The 21,948-nt window shown below is 61.9% G+C and carries 24 protein-coding genes and 1 pseudogene; 13 read left to right on the top strand and 12 right to left on the bottom strand.

The features are described from left to right. Positions 1–6: 6 nt before the first annotated feature. From AD664_RS17080 to AD664_RS17090, 3 genes are all read right to left on the bottom strand, one after another. Complete coding sequence (locus tag AD664_RS17080) at positions 7–417, bottom strand: translation initiation factor 2 (RefSeq protein ID WP_042729506.1); 411 nt, start codon at positions 415–417, stop codon at positions 7–9. A 108-nt stretch (positions 418–525) separates the two neighbouring features. Further along, positions 526–825: a YciI family protein gene (locus tag AD664_RS17085; RefSeq protein ID WP_042729505.1), complete on the bottom strand. Its 300-nt coding sequence runs from the start codon at positions 823–825 to the stop codon at positions 526–528. Between the two features lies 1 nt (position 826). Further along, positions 827–1,423: a septation protein A gene (locus tag AD664_RS17090; RefSeq protein WP_042729504.1), complete on the bottom strand. Its 597-nt coding sequence runs from the start codon at positions 1,421–1,423 to the stop codon at positions 827–829. 87 nt (positions 1,424–1,510) lie between these two features. Here AD664_RS17090 and AD664_RS17095 point away from each other — a divergent pair, with 87 nt between their 5' ends. From AD664_RS17095 to rluB, 5 genes are all read left to right on the top strand, one after another. After that, positions 1,511–2,374 (top strand): PHP domain-containing protein, encoded by an 864-nt coding sequence (locus tag AD664_RS17095; RefSeq protein WP_053148099.1) that lies wholly within the window; start codon positions 1,511–1,513, stop codon positions 2,372–2,374. Between the two features lie 13 nt (positions 2,375–2,387). Continuing rightward, positions 2,388–3,017 carry an L-threonylcarbamoyladenylate synthase gene (locus tag AD664_RS17100; RefSeq protein ID WP_042729509.1) on the top strand — a complete coding sequence of 210 codons (630 nt, stop codon included), beginning with the start codon at positions 2,388–2,390 and terminating at the stop codon, positions 3,015–3,017. A gap of 132 nt (positions 3,018–3,149) precedes the next feature. Beyond that, positions 3,150–3,848 (top strand): ScpA family protein, encoded by a 699-nt coding sequence (locus AD664_RS17105; RefSeq protein WP_172679738.1) that lies wholly within the window; start codon positions 3,150–3,152, stop codon positions 3,846–3,848. Positions 3,849–3,859: 11 nt separating this feature from the next. After that, a complete protein-coding gene (gene scpB, locus AD664_RS17110; RefSeq protein ID WP_053148101.1) occupies positions 3,860–4,804 on the top strand; it encodes an SMC-Scp complex subunit ScpB in 945 nt (314 codons plus the stop codon). Between the two features lie 301 nt (positions 4,805–5,105). Continuing rightward, entirely contained in the window at positions 5,106–6,341 is a 1,236-nt protein-coding gene (gene rluB / locus AD664_RS17115; protein ID WP_053148102.1) for a 23S rRNA pseudouridine(2605) synthase RluB, read from the top strand. A gap of 270 nt (positions 6,342–6,611) precedes the next feature. On the opposite strand, the gene AD664_RS17120 is transcribed toward rluB, so the two are convergent. Both AD664_RS17120 and AD664_RS27685 read right to left on the bottom strand, forming a co-directional pair. Continuing rightward, complete coding sequence (locus AD664_RS17120; RefSeq protein WP_053148104.1) at positions 6,612–7,577, bottom strand: leucyl aminopeptidase; 966 nt, start codon at positions 7,575–7,577, stop codon at positions 6,612–6,614. A gap of 92 nt (positions 7,578–7,669) precedes the next feature. Continuing rightward, positions 7,670–7,807, bottom strand: a complete 138-nt coding sequence (locus AD664_RS27685) for a hypothetical protein (protein ID WP_042729498.1) — start codon at positions 7,805–7,807, stop codon at positions 7,670–7,672. 756 nt (positions 7,808–8,563) lie between these two features. Here AD664_RS27685 and AD664_RS17130 point away from each other — a divergent pair. Together AD664_RS17130 and arfB are read left to right on the top strand one after the other, a co-directional pair. Then, positions 8,564–9,979: an amino acid permease gene (locus AD664_RS17130; RefSeq protein WP_047736580.1), complete on the top strand. Its 1,416-nt coding sequence runs from the start codon at positions 8,564–8,566 to the stop codon at positions 9,977–9,979. 221 nt (positions 9,980–10,200) lie between these two features. Further along, a complete protein-coding gene (arfB, locus tag AD664_RS17135) occupies positions 10,201–10,614 on the top strand; it encodes an alternative ribosome rescue aminoacyl-tRNA hydrolase ArfB (RefSeq protein ID WP_053148106.1) in 414 nt (137 codons plus the stop codon). Here arfB and AD664_RS17140 read toward each other — a convergent pair. Then, on the bottom strand, positions 10,611–11,810 hold the full coding sequence (locus AD664_RS17140; RefSeq protein ID WP_053148107.1) for an MFS transporter: 1,200 nt from the start codon (positions 11,808–11,810) through the stop codon (positions 10,611–10,613). The genes arfB and AD664_RS17140 overlap by 4 nt on opposite strands. A gap of 104 nt (positions 11,811–11,914) precedes the next feature. After that, a complete protein-coding gene (locus tag AD664_RS17145) occupies positions 11,915–12,145 on the bottom strand; it encodes a hypothetical protein (protein WP_083454215.1) in 231 nt (76 codons plus the stop codon). A gap of 1,107 nt (positions 12,146–13,252) precedes the next feature. Between AD664_RS17145 and AD664_RS28225 the strand changes: the two are divergent. Both AD664_RS28225 and AD664_RS28230 read left to right on the top strand, forming a co-directional pair. Then, positions 13,253–13,363: pseudogene (locus tag AD664_RS28225) on the top strand (hypothetical protein); the annotation flags it as partial. Positions 13,364–13,591: 228 nt separating this feature from the next. Beyond that, on the top strand, positions 13,592–14,296 hold the full coding sequence (locus AD664_RS28230; protein ID WP_371260965.1) for a methyl-accepting chemotaxis protein: 705 nt from the start codon (positions 13,592–13,594) through the stop codon (positions 14,294–14,296). Between the two features lie 98 nt (positions 14,297–14,394). On the opposite strand, the gene AD664_RS17155 is transcribed toward AD664_RS28230, so the two are convergent. The 3 genes from AD664_RS17155 to AD664_RS17165 form a co-directional block, all read right to left on the bottom strand. Beyond that, positions 14,395–15,417, bottom strand: a complete 1,023-nt coding sequence (locus AD664_RS17155; protein WP_042729493.1) for a transporter — start codon at positions 15,415–15,417, stop codon at positions 14,395–14,397. Between the two features lie 169 nt (positions 15,418–15,586). Continuing rightward, complete coding sequence (locus AD664_RS17160) at positions 15,587–15,892, bottom strand: PepSY domain-containing protein (RefSeq protein WP_053148111.1); 306 nt, start codon at positions 15,890–15,892, stop codon at positions 15,587–15,589. Between the two features lie 138 nt (positions 15,893–16,030). Further along, positions 16,031–17,158, bottom strand: coding sequence for a glycerophosphodiester phosphodiesterase (locus AD664_RS17165; RefSeq protein ID WP_053148113.1), 1,128 nt, complete (start codon positions 17,156–17,158; stop codon positions 16,031–16,033). Positions 17,159–17,400: 242 nt separating this feature from the next. Here AD664_RS17165 and AD664_RS17170 point away from each other — a divergent pair, with 242 nt between their 5' ends. Further along, entirely contained in the window at positions 17,401–17,730 is a 330-nt protein-coding gene (locus AD664_RS17170; RefSeq protein WP_053148115.1) for a DUF2025 family protein, read from the top strand. A 36-nt stretch (positions 17,731–17,766) separates the two neighbouring features. Here AD664_RS17170 and AD664_RS17175 read toward each other — a convergent pair whose 3' ends face one another. Continuing rightward, on the bottom strand, positions 17,767–18,477 hold the full coding sequence (locus tag AD664_RS17175) for a CTP synthase (protein ID WP_053148117.1): 711 nt from the start codon (positions 18,475–18,477) through the stop codon (positions 17,767–17,769). A gap of 14 nt (positions 18,478–18,491) precedes the next feature. On the opposite strand from AD664_RS17175, the gene AD664_RS17180 reads away from it, so the two are divergent. Further along, positions 18,492–19,439, top strand: a complete 948-nt coding sequence (locus AD664_RS17180; protein WP_053148119.1) for a LysR family transcriptional regulator — start codon at positions 18,492–18,494, stop codon at positions 19,437–19,439. Between the two features lie 86 nt (positions 19,440–19,525). Then, complete coding sequence (locus AD664_RS17185) at positions 19,526–20,059, top strand: DUF1003 domain-containing protein (RefSeq protein WP_053148121.1); 534 nt, start codon at positions 19,526–19,528, stop codon at positions 20,057–20,059. 31 nt (positions 20,060–20,090) lie between these two features. Here AD664_RS17185 and AD664_RS17190 read toward each other — a convergent pair whose 3' ends face one another. After that, entirely contained in the window at positions 20,091–20,699 is a 609-nt protein-coding gene (locus tag AD664_RS17190; RefSeq protein ID WP_053148123.1) for a TetR/AcrR family transcriptional regulator, read from the bottom strand. 186 nt (positions 20,700–20,885) lie between these two features. On the opposite strand from AD664_RS17190, the gene AD664_RS17195 reads away from it, so the two are divergent. Further along, on the top strand, positions 20,886–21,944 hold the full coding sequence (locus tag AD664_RS17195) for an MBL fold metallo-hydrolase (protein ID WP_053148125.1): 1,059 nt from the start codon (positions 20,886–20,888) through the stop codon (positions 21,942–21,944). The last annotated feature ends 4 nt before the right edge of the window (positions 21,945–21,948 follow it).

A 21,948-nucleotide genomic window follows, 5' to 3' on the forward strand; every position in this document is an offset into this window, starting at 1 on the left:
ACTCACTCAATTTAGCCATTGCCGACGTCGTCTGCGTCCACCGCTGGCAAAGATACCGCAGAGCAGGGCCAATAGCGCTACCCCGGCACCAATCACGAACCATTGTTGCTGATCGGTCAGCAGGCGCGGCAGCGGGCTCGCCTGGGCTTCCTTGAGTTGCAGTTTCAGGCGCTGGTTTTCCTGGCGCAACCGGCCCAGCAAGGCACTTTCGCGCTCGCCGTCGGCGTTTTGCAGTTGTTTGCTCAGTTCTTCACGCTGGCGCTCGCTGTCTTTCAAGCGCTGCTGCAGCTCGGCGATCTGGCTACCGGCGCTCAGGGACAAGGGCGCCGAATGACTGCCCTCGGTGCTTTCCTCGCCATGGGCGGGTGCCCCGATCGCCAACGTGACCAACAACAGGCACAACGGACCTTTGCGCATTGCAACTCCTGGATTCCAATCGAGATTAGACAGGTTGTCGGCAGGCAAACGAGAACAATGAGCAGTTGAGCGCGATGAGCCGTGCAGGCTCATTGCACCTGGGGGGATTTACGGCAGGACTTGCTTGAACGGCTTGACCACGACGCTGGCGTAGACGCCGGCCTTCACGAACGGGTCGGCCTCGGCCCAGGCTTGTGCGTCGGCGAGGGAGTCGAACTCGGCCACGGTCAGGCTGCCGGTGAAGCCGGCGGCGCCTGGGTCATTGCTGTCTACGGCCGGATGCGGGCCGGCCAGCACGACGCGGCCTTCGGCCGTGAGCTGTTGCAGGCGCTCAAGGTGCGCGGGGCGAGTGGCCAGGCGTTTTTCCAGGGAGTTGGCGACGTCGGTGGCAATGATTGCGTAGAGCATGTCAGTCCTCGGTGTTTGGCGTGGTGGTGTCGGTATCGTGCAGGTGACGGGACAGGTAGATGCCCTGGCCAATCAGGAACAACAGCGTCATGCCCAGGCTGCCGAAGACCTTGAAGTCGACCCAGTAGTCCTGGAACGTGAACGCCACGAACAGGTTTGCCGCCCCGCAGAACAGGAAGAAGGCGATCCAGGCGATGTTCAGCCGGGTCCAGATCACGTCCGGCAGGCTCAGGGCGTGGCCCATGATGCGCTTGATCAGCAGGCGGTCGCCGATGAAGTGGCTGCCGATGAAGGCCAGGGCGAACAGCCAGTTGACCACCGGGGCTTTCCATTTGAGGAAGGTTTCGCTGTGGAAGGCCAGGGTCAGGCTGCCGAACACCAGGCAGGCGATCAGGGTCAGCCACTGGCTCTTTTCCAGCTTGCGTTGGGAGATGAACAGCGCGCCGTAGACCACCAGGGAGCTGATGATCAGCACCGCGGTGGCGCTGTAGATACCGCCTACGGTCAAGGATTGACCGGCGATGTCGACGCTGCGCGGATCAAGTTTGTAGACGACGAAAAACAGCAGCAGCGGGATGAAATCGATGAATTGTTTCACAGTGGCAGCCAGGAGCGGGATGTGGCGGCATAATAACAAACATCCTTGGCCGCGATAGGGCCAGCTGATTTGAGGTAACAAACTCTCGTGAATGTTGATTTGCACTGCCATAGCACGGCCTCCGATGGCGCCCTGGCGCCTGCGGTTCTGGTGGCGCGGGCGTTCGAGCACGGCGTGCGAGTCCTGGCCCTGACCGACCACGACACCCTCGAAGGCCTCGAAGAGGCCCGCGACGCCGCCACGGCGTTGGGCATGCAACTGGTCAACGGGGTCGAGCTGTCCTGTACCTGGGGCGGGGCGACCATTCACGTGCTGGGCTATGGTTTTGATGTGAATGCGCCGGCGCTGGTCGAGGCCCTTGCGCAACTGCGCGACGGCCGCTGGCTGCGGGCGCAGGAGATCAGCCGCAAGCTCGAGCTCAAGGGCATGCCCGGTGCGCTGGAGGGCGCCCGGCAGATCCAGCAGGAACTGGGCGACAGCGGTAACGCGCCGGCCCGGCCGCACTTTGCCGACTGGATGGTGCGCGAGGGGTTCGTCAAGGATCGCGCCGAGGCGTTTCGCAAATGGCTGGGGGCCGGCAAGCTGGGGGACGTCAAGCAGCATTGGCCGACCCTGGAAGAGACCGTCCAGACCCTGCGAGCGGCGGGTGCCTGGGTCAGCCTGGCGCATCCGTGGCACTATGATTTCACCCGTAGCAAGCGTCGCCGCCTGGTTGCCGACTATATTCAAGCAGGGGGCCATGCCATCGAGGTGGTCAATGGCCACCAACCGGCCGAGCAGGTCGGCAGCCTGGCGATCCTGGCCCGTGAATTCGGTTTGCTGGTGAGCGCCGGAAGTGATTTCCATGGCCCTGGGGGCTGGTCCGAGATCGGCGAATATCGCCCGTTGCCGGAAGATCTGCCACCACTATGGTGTAGATTCAAACATGATCCCGTTACCGCCGCCGTCTGAACAGGTAGAACACGTGAGTCAATTTTTCCAGATTCATCCGGAAAACCCGCAACCGCGCCTGATCAAACAGGCCGTCGAGATCATCCGTAGCGGTGGCGTGGTGGTCTATCCCACCGACTCGGCCTACGCCATCGGTTGCCAGATCGGTGACAAGAACGCCGTCGAACGGGTCCGGCGCCTGCGCCAGCTCGACGACAAGCACAACTTTGCGTTGATCTGCAGCGACCTGTCCCAGTTGGGGCTGTTCGCCAAGATCGACACCGGCACCTTCCGCCTGCTCAAGGCCCACCTGCCGGGGCCGTATACCTTCATTCTCAACGCCACGCGGGAAGTGCCGCGGCTGTTGCTGCACCCGAAGAAACGCACCATCGGCCTGCGGGTGCCGAGCCACCCCATTGCCCTGGCGCTGTTGGCCGAGCTGGGCGAGCCGCTGATGAGCGTGACGCTGATCATGCCCGGTGACACCGAGCCGATGACCGATCCCTACGAGATTCGCCAGTTGCTCGAGCACCAGGTCGAGCTGATCATCGACGGTGGCTTCGGCGGCATGAAGGCGTCCACCGTGATCAACCTGGCCGACGGCGAGCCGCAGGTGGTGCGGGTCGGCTGCGGCGATCCGGCCCCGTTCATGGCCGAGGCCTGAATGTCGGCTGTGCAAACCCCTGTGGACAGCGCGGACAGCCAGGCCGGTGCGCAACAGGAGCTGCCGTTCGCCATGGTCTACGGCCAGGCGGTCCTGGAGATGCCCCTGGACCTGTACATTCCGCCGGACGCGCTGGAAGTGTTCCTCGAAGCCTTCGAGGGCCCGCTCGACCTGCTGCTGTACCTGATCCGCAAGCAGAACATCAACATCCTCGACATCCCGGTGGCGGAAATCACCCGCCAGTACATGGGGTATGTCGAGCTGATGCAGTCGGTGCGCCTGGAGCTGGCGGCCGAGTACCTGGTGATGGCGGCCATGCTCGCCGAGATCAAGTCGCGGATGCTGTTGCCGCGTTCGGCCGAGGTCGAGGAAGAAGAGGACGACCCGCGCGCCGAACTGATCCGCCGCTTGCAGGAGTACGAGCGCTTCAAGGTGGCGGCGGAAGGCATCGACGGCTTGAGCCGTGTCGGCCGCGATGTGCTGGTGCCCAAGCTGGATGCCCCTGAGGCCCGGGCGCGCAAGTTGTTGCCGGATGTCAGCCTGGAAGAGCTGCTGATGTCCATGGCCGAGGTCCTGCGCCGAGGCGATATGTTTGAAAGTCATCAGGTCAGCCGCGAAGCGCTGTCCACCCGCGAGCGCATGAGTGACGTGCTGGAGCGGCTCAAGGGCGGCGGCTTCGTGCCGTTCGTCGAGTTGTTCACCGCCGAGGAAGGGCGGCTGGGCGTGGTGGTGACGTTCATGGCGGTGTTGGAATTGGTCAAGGAATCCTTGGTCGAGCTGGTGCAGAATGAGCCGTTCGCAGCGATCCATGTGCGGGCACGAGCCGAATAACGAGCAAATCAATGAATCTGACTGAACCCCGCGAGCTGGCCCCCTTGCTTGAAGCTTTCCTGTTGGCTTCGGGAAAGCCGCAATCGATGGAGCGCCTGTTCGAGCTTTTCGAGGAAGGCGAGCGGCCAGAGCCGGCCGTGTTCAAGAAAGCCCTGGCGCTGCTGGGTAAATCCTGCGAGGGACGGGCCTTCGAGCTCAAGGAAGTGGCGTCCGGCTATCGCCTGCAGATCCGCGAGAAGTTCGCCCCCTGGGTCGGGCGCCTGTGGGAAGAGCGGCCGCAGCGCTATTCCCGGGCCATGCTCGAAACCATGGCGCTGATTGCCTATCGCCAGCCCATCACCCGCGGCGAGATCGAGGATGTGCGGGGGGTGGCGGTCAACAGCCACATCGTCAAGACGCTGCTGGAGCGAGAGTGGATCCGCGTGGTCGGCTATCGCGACGTGCCGGGCAAACCGGCGATGTTCGCCACCACCAAGGCCTTCCTCGATCATTTCAACCTGAAGAACCTGGATGACTTGCCGCCCTTGGCCGAGCTTCGGGAAATCGAGCCTGAACCGGTGCTGGAGTTCGACGATGCACCGGTGCCCCAGGGCTTGCAGGACCTTGCCGACGCCAGCGCCGAGCCGGAGGAGCCCAAGGAGGAGACCAGTTTCCACTCATTGCTGCTGGAACTGGACACCATGGAGGAAGGCCTGAAAACCGATTTCGACGACCTGCTGCGCGAGGGCCCGGTGCCCGCCGGCGAGACGCCCGAGGCTGATGTTGAACCGATAGCCGAGGTTGAACCCAACCCCGAAGAAGACATCCTCGGCGTGGCCCAAGCCCGGGAAAAACTGCTGGCCGCCGTCGCCGCCCTCGAGCCGCCCAAGCCCGAGCCTGAACTCAGCGAAGAAGAAGCCGAAGCCCGGGCATTGGCCGAAGCGATCGAAAACGAACGGCGCGAGTTTGACGAGTGAGCCCATCGGTATGATTCACCGCAGTCCCTGTGGGAGCGGGCTTGCTCGCGAAAGCGGTGAGTCAGTCAATGAAGAGGGTGATGTGAATGACGCCTTCGCGAGCAAGCCCGCTCCCACATTGGAGGGTGCGGCGTGTTGCCGATCGGCGGAAAACGCGCCGGGCCTGCATTGATCAGCTAGTCTCTGATGCGCAAACGCTTCAACGGGCGTATGATTCGCGACCCTTTGGCGATCCCTTCGCCATGGACTGTTTTCAACGCGTCAGGCCACGCCTGGCCGACCACACCGGGAGGTGCCCAGAATGAAAGACCAAGACCAGAACGACAGCCAGGAAATCCGTCCAGCCGGCGAGAAACTGCAGAAAGTCCTCGCCCGTATCGGCGTCGGTTCGCGCCGTGACGTGGAAACCTGGATCACTCAGGGCCGCATCAAGGTCAACGGCAAAGACGCCACCTTGGGCCTGCGTGTCGACATGCATGACGCCATCACCATCGATGGCAAGGTGATCAAGCGCGAAGAGGCCGCCGAAACGGTGCGCCGCGTGATCATGTACAACAAGCCCGACGGTGAGATCTGCACCCGTGACGACCCGGAAGGCCGTCCGACCGTGTTCGACAAGATGCCGCGTCCCAAGGAAGGCCGCTGGATCAACATCGGTCGCCTCGACATCAACACCACCGGCTTGCTGATGTTCACCACCGACGGCGAGCTGGCCAACCGCTTGATGCACCCGTCCTACGAAATGGACCGCGAATACGCCGTGCGTGTACGGGGCGAAGTCGATGACGAGATGATCGAGCGCCTGAAGGCCGGCGTCGTGCTGGAAGACGGCCCGGCGCGTTTCACCGACATCAAGCAGGCACCCGGCGGTGAAGGTTTCAACCATTGGTACCACTGCGTGGTGATGGAAGGCCGTAACCGTGAAGTGCGCCGCTTGTGGGAATCCCAGGGGCTGGTGGTCAGTCGCCTGAAGCGCGTGCGTTTCGGTCCGGTGTTCCTCAACTCCGACCTGCCGATGGGCCGCTGGCGCGAAATGAGCCAGTACGAAGTCGACATCCTGGCTGCCGAAGTGGGCCTCACGCCCGTGGCAATGCCGCAGATGACCGCCAAGAGCAAGGACAAGCTGGAGCGGATGCAGCGCAAGTCCTCGCGGCCGATGGCCAAGACCGAACGCGTGCGCACCCTGCGTCCGCCAGTCGAAGGTGCGGCGCCTGGCCCGCGTCCGGCGCGGGAGCCGCAACTCGAAGGCGAGCGTCCGGCCCGCAAGCCGGCGCCTCGCCAGGACGGCGAACGTGGCCCACGTAGCCCGCGTCCGGCCAACGGTCGGGCCGAGCGCGGCGAAGGCCGCGGTGCTCCGGCAGGTCGTGGCACCCCAGTCGCCGATCGTCCGGCCGACACCAAGCGTCCGGCCAAGCCGGCGCCGAAGAAGCGCCCTGGCATTGCGCTGGTGGACCGTGACGCGCCTTCGGGCAAGCGCCGTGGGGCACCGGCCGGTTCGGGGCAGCGTCCAGGCTTCGGGCGCCGCAAGCCGGAGTGAGGCCGCGTTGAGGTTCTAGCTTCAAGCTGCAAGAAAAAACGCCAACCGTTGGGTTGGCGTTTTTTTTGGGTTCGGCTTAAGGGGTGGGGTGCTGATGAGACCGCTTTCGCGGGCAAGCCCGCTCCCACATTGGGGCGGCGGCGTTCATCAACCTTCCATCCACTGGCATCAACTGTGGGAGCGGGCTTGCCCGCGAAGGGGCCAGCCGCCTCAACCACTCTTTGCCAGACCTCCCTCGCTTGCCGCCTGAAGCTGCCCTTAAAGTGGCTTCTAAAGCACAAACCGCCCATCGAACATCGCTTCATTGTCCAGCGCCAGCACACCACTTTCGAAAATCAGGTCCAGGTGATGGCTGCCCTTGGCCCCGCCGCCTAGCCCCAGGTGCAGGCCGCAATGACGTTCCTCGAAGCCGGCGTTGCGCGCGTACAGGCTCTTGATCCCTTCATTGGTGCCGATTCCCAGTTCCTCGATGCGACGGTTGGACGGATTGGCGTCCAGGTATTTGTTGAAGTCGTGTTCCAGGCCCGGCACGTCGGTGGCAATTTTCTGGATGGTGGAGTCTTCGATCCACAGCTCCAGCGGCGATTGCAGCACACCGTACTTGCGCGCAAACGGGATGGTGCTGAGGAACGTGCCGACGAATTTGACCCGGCCGTTGATGGTGTCGCTGTGAGTGGCGATTTCACCGGGGGCCAGGTCGTAGTTGCCCACGCCGTTGATGTCGGTCCACTTCTTCACGCTGTCCAGGGCCGTGTCGAAATACGAGCCGTGCTCATCCTGGAAGCTCAACGTCGTGGCTTGGGACATGCGCCGGATCAGGTGACTGTTGAGCCCGGCGATCCGCTGGGGGATGACGCTGAAGGTGTCGTAGAAATAATCGCCGTAGTCCTTGAACAGCAGCGATTTCCTCCAGTTGTCCGCCATCACGCCTTGCAGCGCGCGAACAAAGTCCGGGCCGTCCGGGCGGGGGTTGGGCAGGGTGGAGGAGTCGTAGAAGAAAATGTACAGATCGCTGTCGGCAATGGCCTTGGACAGGCGCTCCGTGGATTCGAGGTCCAGGCGCATGGCACTGAACTGCAAAGGTGAACCGCTGCCCCCCTGTTCGACGATGGCGCCGGTCAGTGCCTCGTAGTCGGCGGTGTGGCCGAGCAAGACCTTGGCGGGCTGGATGCCGGCCAGGGCTGGATGGTGATCGAGGTAGTAAAGGAAATGTGAGATGGCTCGTTGTGTGTCCATGCTTGTTCTTCCCTGACGAATCTATTTGGCTTCCCTGACAACGGCAAAAAGTGGCGGAGTCGACCGGCCGGACCGCCTCCGCCGGGCTGTGCCTACAGAGGCCACATCGCCGTGCCGAACGGAACGACCGCGTCGGCTTGCATCATTTCAACAGCGGCTTCATGGGTTGGCGCTTCAAACCATTCGTCCAGTTGCAGTTCGGTTTCCAAGTCTTTGTCCAGTGTTTGCATAGTGAATCTCCTAGAGGACTTTTACGGAAATGAGCGGGCCGATCGGCGAGTGGAAACTGGCCGCAGGCGGCACCGCAAAACTTGTCGGCACGATGCCTTGGCAAGTCGGTGAAAACCTAGTCGAGGGTTTTTTGTAATGCAAAAAATAATTTTTATTTTTTCAGATGAACTTTTTGTTCCATTTTCGGCGGGATTTTTTGCTGAGTTAAAACAATTGGCTGTGGGGTTTATTCATTAGCTAGCTTCCTACCGTCAATTTCCAGACGGATGACAGAAATTTCCTACATGGAAAAAATGCGTTACGCCTTGTAAAGAAAAGCTGACGAAAAGCCATTGCCGCGTCGATCCCAAACACCTGTACCGACGAATGTAAGAAAAAGCTTCCATCAAGCCCTTCAAACGGGGTTTTCCAGGGAATGAGGCGCCTTGTTTCCGCTCCTGGGGCAGGGTCAGATGCGAGCCATGCCTTGTGAGGGTGTCTGGCGGCAAAAGGTCGGCGGTGTACAATGCGCCGCGTTTTACTGTGACCCTTCGCGTACCCACGCACCTTCAAGGTTATCCGCCTTGCTCATTCCGCCACGTCACAAGCGTGTCGGGTTCGATTTCGTCACAGATAAAAACAAACAGGTGACGCATGACCGTTGTAAATACGCTGAATTCCTGGTGCCTGCGCTGGGGTTTGATGGGCGCTGCTTGAAATCCATTTGAGCGGCAACGTCCTACGAACATCATCAAACCTTGCGTGAGACCCTTTTCATGAGTGGACAAAACTCGCATTCAGGCGAGCTGAAACGCGGCCTGAAAAATCGCCATATCCAATTGATCGCCCTCGGCGGCGCCATCGGTACCGGTCTGTTCCTGGGTTCGGCCGGGGTGCTGAAGTCGGCCGGTCCGTCGATGATCCTCGGCTATGCCATCTGCGGCTTCATCGCCTTCATGATCATGCGCCAGTTGGGCGAGATGATCGTCGAAGAGCCGGTGGCCGGGTCCTTCAGTCATTTTGCCCACAAGTATTGGGGCGGTTTCGCCGGCTTCCTGTCGGGTTGGAACTGCTGGATCCTCTACATCCTGGTGGGCATGTCCGAGCTGACCGCGGTGGGCAAGTACATCCACTACTGGGCGCCGGACATTCCGACCTGGGCTTCGGCGGCCGCGTTCTTCATCCTGATCAACGCCATCAACCTGGCCAACGTCAAGGTGTTCGGCGAGGCCGAGTTCTGGTTCGCCATCATCAAGGTGGTGGCGATTGTCGGCATGATTGCCCTGGGCAGCTATCTGCTGGTCAGCGGCCATGGCGGGCCGCAAGCGTCGGTGACCAACCTGTGGTCGCACGGTGGGTTCTTCCCCAATGGCGTCAGCGGCCTGGTGATGGCCATGGCGATCATCATGTTCTCCTTCGGTGGCCTGGAAATGCTCGGCTTCACCGCCGCCGAGGCCGACAAGCCGAAAACCGTGATCCCCAAGGCCATCAACCAGGTGATCTACCGGATCCTGATTTTCTACATCGGCGCCCTGGTGGTGCTGTTGTCCCTGACGCCTTGGGACAGCCTGCTGAGCACCCTCAACGCTTCCGGCGACGCCTACAGCGGCAGCCCGTTCGTGCAGGTGTTCTCGATGCTGGGCAGCAACACGGCGGCGCACATCCTCAACTTCGTGGTCCTGACCGCTGCGCTGTCGGTGTACAACAGCGGCACCTACTGCAACAGCCGCATGCTGCTGGGCATGGCCGAGCAGGGCGATGCTCCACGGGCCCTGGCCAAGATCGACAAGCGCGGCGTGCCAGTGCGCTCGATCCTGGCGTCGGCGGCGATCACGCTGGTGGCGGTGCTGTTGAACTACCTGATCCCGCAACACGCGCTGGAGCTGCTGATGTCGCTGGTGGTTGCGACCCTGGTGATCAACTGGGCGATGATCAGCTACTCGCACTTCAAGTTCCGCCAGCACATGAACCAGACCGGCCAGGTGCCGCTGTTCAAGGCGCTGTGGTATCCCTACGGCAACTACATCTGCCTGGCGTTCGTGGTGTTCATCCTTGGCGTGATGTTGCTGATCCCCGGCATCCAGGTCTCGGTGTACGCGATTCCGGTGTGGCTGGCGTTCATGGGGGTGTGCTACGTGATCAAGAACAAGCGCAGTGCCCGCCAGGAACTGGCCGTGGCGGCGGCCAAGTAAGCGCTCTGAAAAAACACCAGACCCGGCCGCGTGCCGGGTCTGGTGTTTCTGGCTCACGCGATCCTTTGTGGGAGCGGGCTTGCTCGCGAAAGCGTCGTTACATTCAATGCGTCATTGACTGACACAGCGCTTTCGCGAGCAAGCCCGCTGCCACAGCAGGATAGGTGTTGCGCTGGCGATTCGGGGTATTCTTGGGGGCCTGAATACCGGACCTTTTCCCAATGCTGGCGATTTCCAACACCGTGCACATTCCCGACGCCGAGATCGAGCTGACGGCCATCCGCGCCCAGGGCGCCGGGGGGCAGAACGTCAACAAGGTGTCCAGCGCCGTGCACCTGCGCTTCGACATCCCGGCTTCGTCCTTGCCCGAGTTCTACAAGGAACGGTTGCTGGCCCTGCGCGACAGCCGCATCACCAGTGACGGTGTGTTGATCATCAAGGCCCAGCAATACCGCACCCAGGAACAGAACCGGGCCGATGCGCTGGAGCGCCTGGTCGAGCTGATCCTCGGGGCCACCAAGGTCGAGAAGAAGCGACGTCCCACCAAACCGACGCTGGGCTCGAAGAAACGTCGGCTGGAATCCAAGAGCAAGCGCGGCTCGATCAAGGCCGGACGCGGCAAGGTGGATTTCTAGTTGTGCGTCCGAGCCTCGCGCTGCCTTGGCGCTTGCCGGTACAAGTACACGCTCAGGGCCAACCCGCCCAAGGCGGCCAGCGCCGCGAACAGGAAGATCGACGCGAAGCCAAAGCCTGCGGCAATGGCACCGGCCAAGGGACCGGTGATCCCCAGTGACAGGTCGATGAACAACGAATAGGCACCCACCGCCGCGCCGCGACTGGACGCCGGCACCAGGTTGACCGCCTCCACCCCCAGCGCCGGGAACACCAGGGAAAAACCGAAACCGCTCAACGCCGCCCCCGCCAACGCCCAGTGGGCATCGGGCGCCAGCCATAGCAGCAACAGCCCCAGGACCTCCACCGACAGGCAGGCAATCGCCACGCGAAAGCCACCCAGGCGGTTGATCAGGTTGCCGAACAACAGCCGCGCACCAATGAAGCTGGCGCCGAACAGGCTCAGGCAGAGCACGGCGTTTTCCCAATGCTGGGTGGCGTAGTACAGGGTGATGAAGGTGGCGATGGTGCCAAACCCGATGGAGCCCAGGGCCAGGCCGCAGCCATGGGGCAGGACGCGACCCAGCACGTGCATGAAGGGCAGGCGTTCACCGGCGACGATGGGCGCGGCCAGTTTCGGCCAGGCCAGTGCCAGGCCCAACGAGGCCAGCAGGATAATGCTGACGCCCATGCTCCACAGTCCCAGCGTATTGACCAGCCACACCCCCAGCGGCGCGCCGATCGCCAGCGCACCGTAGCTGGCAATGCCGTTCCAGGAGATGACCTTGGCGGTATTCGCCGCGCCGACCCGGCCAATACCCCAGCCGATGGAGCCCGAGCCCACCAGGCTTTCGGCGCTGCCCAGCACCAGGCGGCCGATGAACAGGCTGGCCAGGCTGAGCATCGGCAGGCTCGGCGTCCAGGCCGACACCAGCATGAACACCCCGCTCAGACCGCAACCGGCCAGGCCGATCATGACTGCGCGCTTGCTTCCCAGGTTATCGATGATCCGGCCGGCGTAAGGGCGGCTGAGCAGGGTGGCGAGGTACTGGACGCTGATCACCAGCCCGGCAATGACCGCACCGAAACCCAGCTCGCCATGGACGTACCCGGGCAGCACGGCGAGCGGGATACCGACGTTCAGGTAACCAATGAAGGTGAACAGGACGATGGAAACAACTTGCAGCGTGACCGCCAGGGGGCGCTGGGAATCTGACATGGGGAAAGGGTCCACGGAGCAGCAACAATAGATAGGCTGCTTATGATAACGGCGACCGTGGGGGCAGGGTGCGGAAAAGTAAAACTATTTGCCCGGCGGCTTGTTCAGTCAGTGCCTTGTCCGCTGACCAGGTGACTGGTGACCAGGGCGGCCAGGGCGTTTTCCTCGGTGCCGAAACGGGCCAGCAGCGCGGCTTGTTTTTCAGGCGACAAGCGCGTCCAGATCTCGACCATTTTTTCGGCGGTGCCGATCAGTACGCTGGCCTGGGCTTCGCTGAAGGGGGAGGTGTCATCGGTCATCGCAGGGCTCGGATTCAGGCAGTGTGGAAAGCGCATCTTAGCGCTTTCCACACGGTCTGGTTACGCGGTGGATCAGTCTTGGCTGTCGGCCTGGCGGCGTTCAGTGGCTTCTTTGGGGTCGGGTTGCTGGGCGTCTGCTGGCCCCCCGGCTTGTAGCGTGGTCGTCTGCTCAGTGTCGTGCAGGCTTGGGAAGGGGAGATTAGGGATCTCGTGCATATCGCGCTCCTCGCAAAGTCTGTGGATAGATCTGGTAGATCCGCGCTTTTAAAAAAGCCTGGGCAGGATACAGCAGGAGAAATGACAAAAAGACTTTTAAATCCTGTTGCACCGACAGATGGGATTGTCTGGACAGGTCAAGGCGAGCTTGTCGAAGGACCTACGAAGACCGCCGCCAATCGGACGGGCGGCGTGTGCGAAGGCTCAAGATCGGGGCTGTCAGGCCGATGGCCAAGACAGCTATCCGCGCATGCATGCCATGACGCCGTTTGCGCGAGACAGGGACGGTCTAGACGTACCAGGCCGTGGGCCTGGCTTTATCATTCCCGGAGATTGCGTTCCATGCTCCTGCAAAAATCCTTGAGAGCCCAGATCCTTGCCTTGCTGGGTGGCAGCCTGCTGGCGATGCTGCTGATCGCCCTGGCGTCCTTTCATTTTCTTTCCAATGGCCTTCAGGACTATCGGCGCCTGATCGACGGGCCTTTGCATGCCTCGCAGTTGATCGACGAAGCCAACCTGCAGTTCAAGGTCCAGGTCCAGGAGTGGAAGAACGTCCTGCTGCGCGGCAAGCAACCGGCGGACCTGGAGAAGTACTGGAAGCAATTCGAGGAACGCCAGCGTGACGTCCAGGGCATCCTGGATCAATTGATCGCGCGCGAACAAGGCGTGCCGGCGAACATCAAGACGCGCATCGAGCAGTTGCGCAAAGAACACCTCCAACTGGGGGCCGCCTACCAGAAAGGACGTGATGCATTCGTGGCCGCGGGCGGCGATGCCGCGGCGGGCGATGCGGCCGTCAAGGGCGTGGACCGTGCGGCCAGCGAGCAAATGAGTGAGCTGGTGATCGAGTTGCACACGCTGGGCAACGAGCAATCGCTGCTGATCAGTGCCGGTGCCGATCGCACGATCTTGTCCGGCATTGCGGTCATGCTGGTGTCGGGCCTGTTGATCGGTCTGTTCAGCCTGTGGTTGGTCAATCGCAATCTGGTGCAGCCGATCCGCAGCCTGATCGCGTACGTGACCCAACTGAGTCACGGGCGTTTCACCGACCGTGTGGTGAGCCACCGTCGCGACGAATTGGGTGACCTGGCCCTCGCGGCCAATACCCTGCGTGACTTCCTCGCCGAGACGTTCACTCGCCTGCAACGCAGTGCCACGGAACTGGACAGCGCCAGCGGTGAGCTCAATGCTATCGCCAGCCTGATGAGCCAAGGCACCCATGAACAATTCGAACGGACCGACCAGGTGGCGACGGCAATGAACGAAATGTCCGCCACGGCCCAGGAAGTCGCTCGCCATGCCGCCGACGCGGCGCGGGCGGCCGATGATGCCGACCACTCGGCCCAACAAGGCGAGAAGGTCATGCAGGGGACCATCCACACCATCACCCGGATGCGAGGTGAGATCGCCAACACGGCCACGGTGATTCGTCGTCTGGAAACCGACAGCGGTCGCATTGGCAAGGTGCTGGAAGTGATCCGCGGCATCGCCGAGCAGACCAACCTGCTGGCCCTCAACGCTGCTATTGAAGCGGCCCGTGCTGGTGAGGCCGGGCGCGGTTTCGCGGTGGTGGCCGATGAAGTCCGCAGCCTGGCCCAGCGCACGGCCTCGTCGATCATCGAGATCAACCAGATCATCCAGACCGTGCAAACCGGTGCGGTGGACGCGGCCCAGGCCATCGAGAGCGGGCAGTCGCGCAGTGAAGAAAGCGTGGAGCAGGTGACCCAGGCGGGCGCCATGCTCGAACGCATCACCGAGGCCGTCGAAGCGATCCGGGACATGAACCGCCAGATCGCCACCGCGGCGGAAGAACAGACGTCGGTGGCCGAAGACATTTCACGCAACCTGACCGAAATCACCTGCATTGCCAGCACCAACCAGGACAACGTGCAACGCACCGAAGCGGCCAGCCGCGACCTGCATGGCCTGTCGGGGCAGTTGAATGAAGTGACGGCGCGGTTGAGTGCCTGATGCTCCGTGGCGCGGGCGTTTGCTCCGGCAGGGCTAGGCAGCGGCCCTGTTTGTGAGCGCTTCGCGCTCAAGCGCGAACCAGCGCCCTCGCCACCGGCTCAATAGTCGCGTCGCTTGCGAAATGCCCAGCGACCGGCGATCAGGGTGAAGGTCGCCACCAGTGCCACGAGGATCCAGAAACCTTCGGGATCGGTGGCCAACGGCACGCCGCCGACGTTCATGCCGAAGAAACCGGCAATGATGTTGATGGGCAAGGCCAGCACCGTGACCACCGTCAGGGTGAACAGGGTACGGTTGCTCTGTTCATTGAGGTTGGCGGCGATCTCTTCCTGCAACAGCTTGATCCGCTCGCCCAGCGCGGTCAGGTCGTTGATGATCAGGGCGAATTCCTCGGTGGATTTGCGCAGCTCCTTGACATCTTCTTTCTGCAACCACTGCGGCGGGCGGTTGAGCAGGCGCAGCAACGAACCCGGCTCCAGCGCCAGCAGGCGTTGCAGGCGCACCAGCACCCGGCGCTGGCTGCCCAGCTCGGCGCGGTTGGTGGACAGGCGCGAAGACAGCAACTGATCTTCGATCTGGTCGACGCCTAGGCTGGTCTTGCGCACGATCTGGGTCAGTACTTCACCCTGGTCGCGCAGCAGGTGCACGAGCAACTCCAGTGGTGAGCGAAAGCATTCGCCAGCCTTGACCGAGGAGCGCAGCTTGTCGACCGAGTGCAGGGGTTGCAGACGGGCGCTGACGATCAAACGGCTGTGAACGCACACCCACAACGTGGAGACGTCCGAAGACACCAGGTTGCTGAGGTTGAACACCACGTCGTTCACCACCGCCAGCAGCGCTGAATCCACGTGTTCGATGCGGGTCGAGCGCGAGCCTTCGTGCAGGGCTTCGAAGAATTCCTGTGGCAAGGCCAGGTGACTTTTCATCCAGCGCTCGCACGCGGCATGGGCCAGGTTCAGGTGCAGCCAGAGGAACTCATCGGCGTCCTGGGGGTGTTGCAGGCTTCGCAGGGCCTGGGCCGAGTCGATTTCCTGTCCACGCTGGCCGGGACGGAAACGAAACCCGTAGAGCAGGCCGAACAGGTCCGGATCGCGGTGGCTTTGATCGATGCTGTGATTCATGAAGGCTCGCTGGCGGGAAGTGCCTGTCGCGGCTACAGGTTCACTTGAGTGGCATCATCGCAAGCTTTCTTGATGGTTTTGTGACAGTTGTGAGGGGCCTGACAGGTTGGATCCAGGCAAAAAAAAGAGCCGCGCAACGGGAAGTTGCGCGGCTCTTTTTGCAGGTCAATCAAGTGTCTTGTTTGTTGCTCAGGACTTTGCCGGTGGTGGCGTCGAAGTCGACGTCGAACTCTTTGCCGTCGGCGGTCTTCAGTTCAACTTCATATTCATAACCGTTGAAGTGATTGTCCAGGTCGGTGTCGGTGATGGTCGCGCCCGGGTGCAACTTCAGGGCTTCTGCGTTCATCGACTCAAGGGACTTGATTTTGCCTTCCTTGACCAATTGGGGAATCTGGTCGATCCGGACGTCGGCTTGGGCCAGGCCGGCGGTGAGGGTCAGGGCAGCGGCGGTAAAGAGGGCAGTCAACGTTTTCATAAGTGCTTTCCTTGTGTCATTAAAGGGGTGATTCGTTTAAGTGGGTTCAGGCTAACGCTGGCAACTTAATTCACCCTTAATTTGCAATAACTTGGAATGCACCCAGAGGCCTGTGGTTCCCCGCAGGCCTCTTCGGTTTCAATATCCGTTCTTGTTCAGCAGTTGTGCCACGCTGCCAGTCTCGGGACGCTTGAAGTACTTGAGCAGTTCACTGGCGCGGTTGGTAAAGATGCCATCGACGCCGGCATCCAGCACTTTCTTGAAGTCCACTGCCTCATCCACGGTGTAGACGTGCACCAGCAGGCCCTGGTCATGGGTGTACTGGTTCATCCAGGGTTTGACCAGGTCCGCGTAACTCTGGCTACCGCCATGGGTCAGTGCGGCGGACGGCCCGGTGCCGATGGCGCCCTGGGCCTTGGCGTACTGGACCCATTTCTCGAACTCGGCCTTGTCCTTGGGCTCCTGTTTGGCGTAGTAGGTCGCTTTGTCGGTTTCCCCGGACTCGGCAAACGACACCTTGGACTTGGGTTCGATGTTGCCTTCGCCGACCCACAGCAAGAGGATCTTCGGCACCTTCGGCATCTCTTTTTGCAACAGTTCGAGGCTGCTCTTCTCGAAGGTTTGCAAGACCACCTTGCCCTTGCCTTGGCCGACGCCGGTGGCGCTCTTGGCGAGCTTGGACCCGGACGGACTCAGCCAGCCACGGTCCTGCAACTTGTCCTTGAGGTCACGCTCGATGCCGGGGAACAGCTTCGGCTCCTTGGTTTCGATGTACAGCCCCGGTTTGTGCTGCGGGTTGCCTTCGGCAATGTCGATCACTTCATCGAGGGTCAGGATCTTCAGGCCGGCGAACGAGGGGCGCGCGCGGTCCGGGTAGGCCGTGTTGAACCAGCTGCCGGCGTCCAGGGTCTTGAGCTCTGCCATGGTGAAGGCGTTGGCGGTGCTGTCCTTGCGCTCGGGAAATTTGCTCGCGACGTCCGTGGTGCGCAGCAGGCTGTCGTCATGCAGCACGAACAACACGCCATCCTTGCTGCGTTGCAGGTCCAGTTCCAGGTAGTCCGCCCCCAGGTCGCGAGCCAGCGTGTAGGAAGCCGCGGTGGATTCCGGCGCGTCGAACGAGGCGCCACGGTGGGCGATGACCGCTGGATGAGGGATGCCCTGGCGAGCTGCCAGGGCCTTGGGGCTCGACGCTTCGGTGGCGTGGGCCTGGCCGAAGCCGAGCACCAGGCTCAGCATCAAGGCGCTGCGGGTGAAGGTGACGGGCATGCTCGAGTTCCTTTCGTGGGTGTGCAAAAACCTATCTTTTAACAACTGAACGCCGTCGGCGCTATCGCCATACCGACATAAATGTATGCGAAGCGATTTTTCCCACGCATTGGCGCACCGCTTTGCAGTACCCTTGGCCGCACCAGTTTCCCCGACAGAGGGAGACCTTGAAACAGCATTCGCCGCCCTGCGTGTAAACCATCGATCAGCCGTCCCCAGGGGACGCATCCATGAGGTTTACCATGCGCACCACTTCGACACTCATCTGCCAGGCCGCCGACCAGCTCAAGGGTTTTGTCGGCCTGAACCGCAAGACCGGCCAGTACATCGTGCGTTTCAGCGAAGACGCCTTCGGCATGGACGTGGCCGACGACGGCATCATCCCCACCTGTGAATTTGTCTGGGAGCCGGTGGCAGACGGCACCATGGCCCTCAAGCGCGAGCGGATCCAGCTGCTGCTGGACCAGCATATCGACGACCGGATCAACCTCACTGATCCGCTGCGGGTCTACATGACCCGCACCGACCTGCCTGAAATCGTAGCGGTGCGGCAGTTGGTCGTAGAGGGCTGATCCCCGCAGATCCAGTTGATCGATACCCGGTGACACTCAGGCGCGGGTCTTGGCGCATGCCTCGACAAATGCCTTCGCCAGCGGCGGCGTGCGGCCTTCCAGCGCGGCTCGTTCGGGCTGAAACAATGTCGCGACAAAGAACGGATGATCGCGCAGCTCCACCGCGCGCAAGTCACCGGTCGAGTCCCGGGCGACGGCGTGCAGGCGCTGGCCGAGCAGGTCTTTTTCGAAAGCCGGGTTGAGCCCGAAGCGGCAGCGATAGCTTTCGAACGCTGTCTGGCGTCCGTAGGCCCGGGCAATCAGTGACCCCGCGTCGAACTGAAGGCTGTCGAGGGTTTCGACCAAGGCGCAGCTCAGCGGCGTCACCACGAGCCGTTCAGCCTCGGGGGAGTTCTCGCCGTGGGCCGCATCGGTCCACCCCAGCACGTTGCGAGCGTATTCCAACACCGCATGCTGGAAACCGCCGCAGGTGCCGAGGAACGGACGACGCTGTTCACGGGCAAACCGAATGGCATGCAAAGCGCCGTCTTCGTTTCGGTAAGGGCTGCCCGGTACGCACCAGATGCCGTCGAAGTCGTTCATCAGCGTACTGTGGTCGATCAGGTCGGTGGCCAGCCACTGGAAACGAAGCCCGTGGCCTGTTTGCTGGCTGGCCTGCTCAAGGGCCAGGGGGATCGCCCGGTGGGCCGTGATTTGTGGGTCATGATCGCCGATCAGGGCGATGTGCAAAGGACGCTGGTTCACCATGGAAATCTCGCCGCTTGTTGATTGCTGGCGGCCACTATAGATTGGCGTTCACGCAATCAATATTGGCGTTTGCCCAAGTGTTCAATGCATCCACGCACTATCGACTGGACTATCCCGACCTCTCCCTGATCCTGGCGTTGGTGCGCGGTGGCTCGCTGGCTCGGGCGGCGCGGTTGCTGGGCGTGGACGTGTCCACCGTGTTTCGTTCGGTGCGTCGGCTCGAGGCGGCCCTGGGCCAACCCCTGTTCGAAAAAAGCCGTGCCGGGTATCTGCCCACGAGCCTGGCCCAGACGCTGTCCGAGCAGGCCGAGCGCGCCGAACAGGCCCTGGAGGCGGCACGTATTGGTGTGGAGCAGGGCGGCGAGGTCGTCAGCGGCACGGTGCGCCTGACGTGCTCCGACTCGGTCCTGCACGCGCTGTTGTTGCCGGCGCTGGCGCGGTTCATGCCCGCATATCCGGCGCTGAACCTGGAGCTGAGTACGTCGAATGACTTCGCCAACCTGAGCCGTCGCGATGCCGACATCGCTTTGCGCCTGACCCGCACGCCGCCGGAACATCTGGTGGGGCGGCACCTTGGCGGTGTCGTCTACCGAGTCTGCGGGAGTCCGGTCTACCTGTCCGGCGCGAATCTGGATGACTTGGCGTCCCTGACCTGGATCGCGCCGGACGACTTCCTCCCCGATCACCCCACCGTGGCCTGGCGTCGACAACACCTGCCCGCCGTGATGCCCGCCTATCGCTGCAACAGCATGCTCTCGGTCGCCGAGTTGGCGCGGGCCGGTCTGGGTGTCGCCGCGTTGCCGGATTTTCTGATCGGTGAAGGCCAGGGCCTGATCCCCTTCGGCGAACCGCTGGCGGGGTATGACACGTCGCTCTGGCTGCTGACACGACCCGACTGCCGCGCCTTGCGTTCGGTGGTGACACTGTTCGACGAGTTGGGGCGTAATTTGCGGCAGCGCTGATGTTTCATGAGCCAAGCGTGCCGGGATAGATGATGATCGCCCAGCGGTTATAGTGCCCTTAGCACCAGCCCCAGGCGGAGAACATCATGGCGACCCCTTACTCATCCACCCCCGCAGCCCCTGTTGATCACTTGCGTTTTCATCGGCCTCACGCGCACCTGGGACCCACCTTCGGGAATGATCGCTTTGCGTTGCGAGCGGAGGCGTTCGCGCGTTTTTTCGGCACGCCGATGTTTCTCGGCGCACAAACCCTGATCGTGCTGATCTGGGTAGGTTTGAACCTGTCGGGCATCGTGCATTTCGACGCTTATCCGTTCATCTTGCTCAATCTGGCGTTCAGTCTGCAGTCGGCCTACGCCGCACCGCTGATCCTGCTGGCGCAAACTCGCCAGGCCGCTCGCGACAAAGCCCAGGCGGAAGCCGATGCGCAACATCGCGAAGCCCTGGCCATTGCCAACACTGAGCGCCAAGCCCAGGCCGCGCACAATACGGCGCAGTTGCTCGAATTGTTGGAGCAGAACACCCGCCTGACGGAAATGACCAAGGCACTGACCGAGCGCATCGACAGCCTGACCACCGAAATGCACCAGAAATTCGTGAACACCCCCTCGGGGCAATGAACCTCGTAACGCGACTCCTGGTGGAGGGCACTCAAGCCTGATAGCGAACCAGGAACATGTCGAGGGCGGACTCGATCACCTGCACTTGCTCCTCATGGGTCAGGCTTGGTTGCCCCATGGAAATCTGTGGCCAGAAGGCGAAGGTCTTGATCAAACCGTGCATTTGCTGGGCGGCGAATTCCGGCTCCACCGGCTTTAGCCGGCCATCGACCTGGGCTTGGCGAATCCAGGTGGTGAGGCCTTCTTCACGCTGGCCCATGCGCGACACCATGTCTTGGGCTCGTTCGGGAGAGTGAATGGTTGCGGCAATGGCGATACGCGCCAGATCGAGGAAATTCTCCTCCGACAACAGTTGCAGCTTGGCTTGCAGCAACCGACGCAGTTGGTCACGCAAAGGCTCCAACGGGTCGTAGGCCATCTCCTGTTCAGCGGTGATGCTCTCCCATAGCCGGCTCAGGATTTCGGCAAACAGCTCTTCCTTGCTCGGAAAGTGGTTGTACACCGTGCGTTTCGACACGCCTGCCGTCGCTGCGATCCTGTCCATGCTGGTGATCTCGAAACCGTTGATGCGGAATTCGGCAATCGCGGCCTGGAGGATGGCTTCGCGTTTTCGTTCGGTGAGGCGCTGCGGTACGGTCATGGGCATTCGTCGGTTGAGAAGGGCAAATTACACTCGGAAGTTTACTTGCTCCCTGGATTCATGCAATCTAGAAACTACACCGAGTGGTGTAGTTTTGTCGCGAACGGCTGAGCGTGCACGTCGCAGCCATCAAACGTCCCACAAAGACGAAGCGTAATTCGACGACGTTCCTGGAGTTATCGCACCATGAGTATTCCTTCTTCCACGACCGATAACGCGGCTGCCAATCCGGCCTCCCGACACGAACAAGGGAAGTATCACAATCACGCCCATACACCGCGAGAAGGGTTTGGCCAGATGCTGCGCATCATCTGGAACATGCTCCTCCACAAGCCGCGTACTACCCGTCCGGCGGGGGCCATCACGGTCCAGCCGCTGACCCGCGCCGAGCTGCTGGCAGCACCGAACCAGAGTGTGTTCCGTCTCGGCCATTCCACGGTTCTGCTCAAACTGCGCGACAAGTTCTGGATCACCGACCCGGTGTTCTCCGACCGTGCATCGCCCGTGCAATGGGCCGGCCCCAAGCGTTTCCATCAGCCGCCCATCAGCTTGGAGGATCTGCCGCCGATCGAGGCGGTGATCCTTTCCCATGACCATTACGACCACCTCGACCATCAGGCCATCCTCAAGCTTGCCGCCAAGACCCGGCACTTCCTCACGCCCCTTGGCGTGGGTGACATCCTGGTCAAATGGGGTATCGAGGCCAGCAAGGTGCGTCAGCTGGATTGGTGGCAAAGTACCGAAGTGGACGGTATCGAGTTCATCCCTACGCCATCGCAGCATTTTTCCGGTCGCGGGCTGTTCAACGGCAACAGCACGCTGTGGGCTTCCTGGGTGATGATCGATGGCGGCACGCGGATTTTCTTTAGCGGCGACACCGGTTACTTCGACGGTTTCAAACGCATCGGCGAGCGATACGGCCCCTTTGACCTGACCCTGATGGAAACCGGCGCCTATAACGTCGACTGGCCTCACGTGCACATGCAGCCCGAGCAGACATTGCAGGCTCATATCGACCTGCGTGGGCGTTGGCTGCTGCCGATCCATAACGGCACATTCGACCTGGCGATGCATGCCTGGTTTGAACCCTTCGACCGCATCCTGGCGCTGGCCTGGGAGCGCAACGTGCTCATTACCACGCCACAGATGGGCGAAGCCTTCACCCTGACCCATCCGCACCGTGGCCAGGCCTGGTGGTTGGAGGTGGAGGCTTCGGCCTATCAGAACCAGACTGGCGCGGCCTGACGCC

The organism is Pseudomonas sp. P97.38, from assembly GCF_001269745.1.
In the GTDB taxonomy this organism is placed as follows: Bacteria; Pseudomonadota; Gammaproteobacteria; order Pseudomonadales; family Pseudomonadaceae; genus Aquipseudomonas; species Aquipseudomonas chlororaphis_E.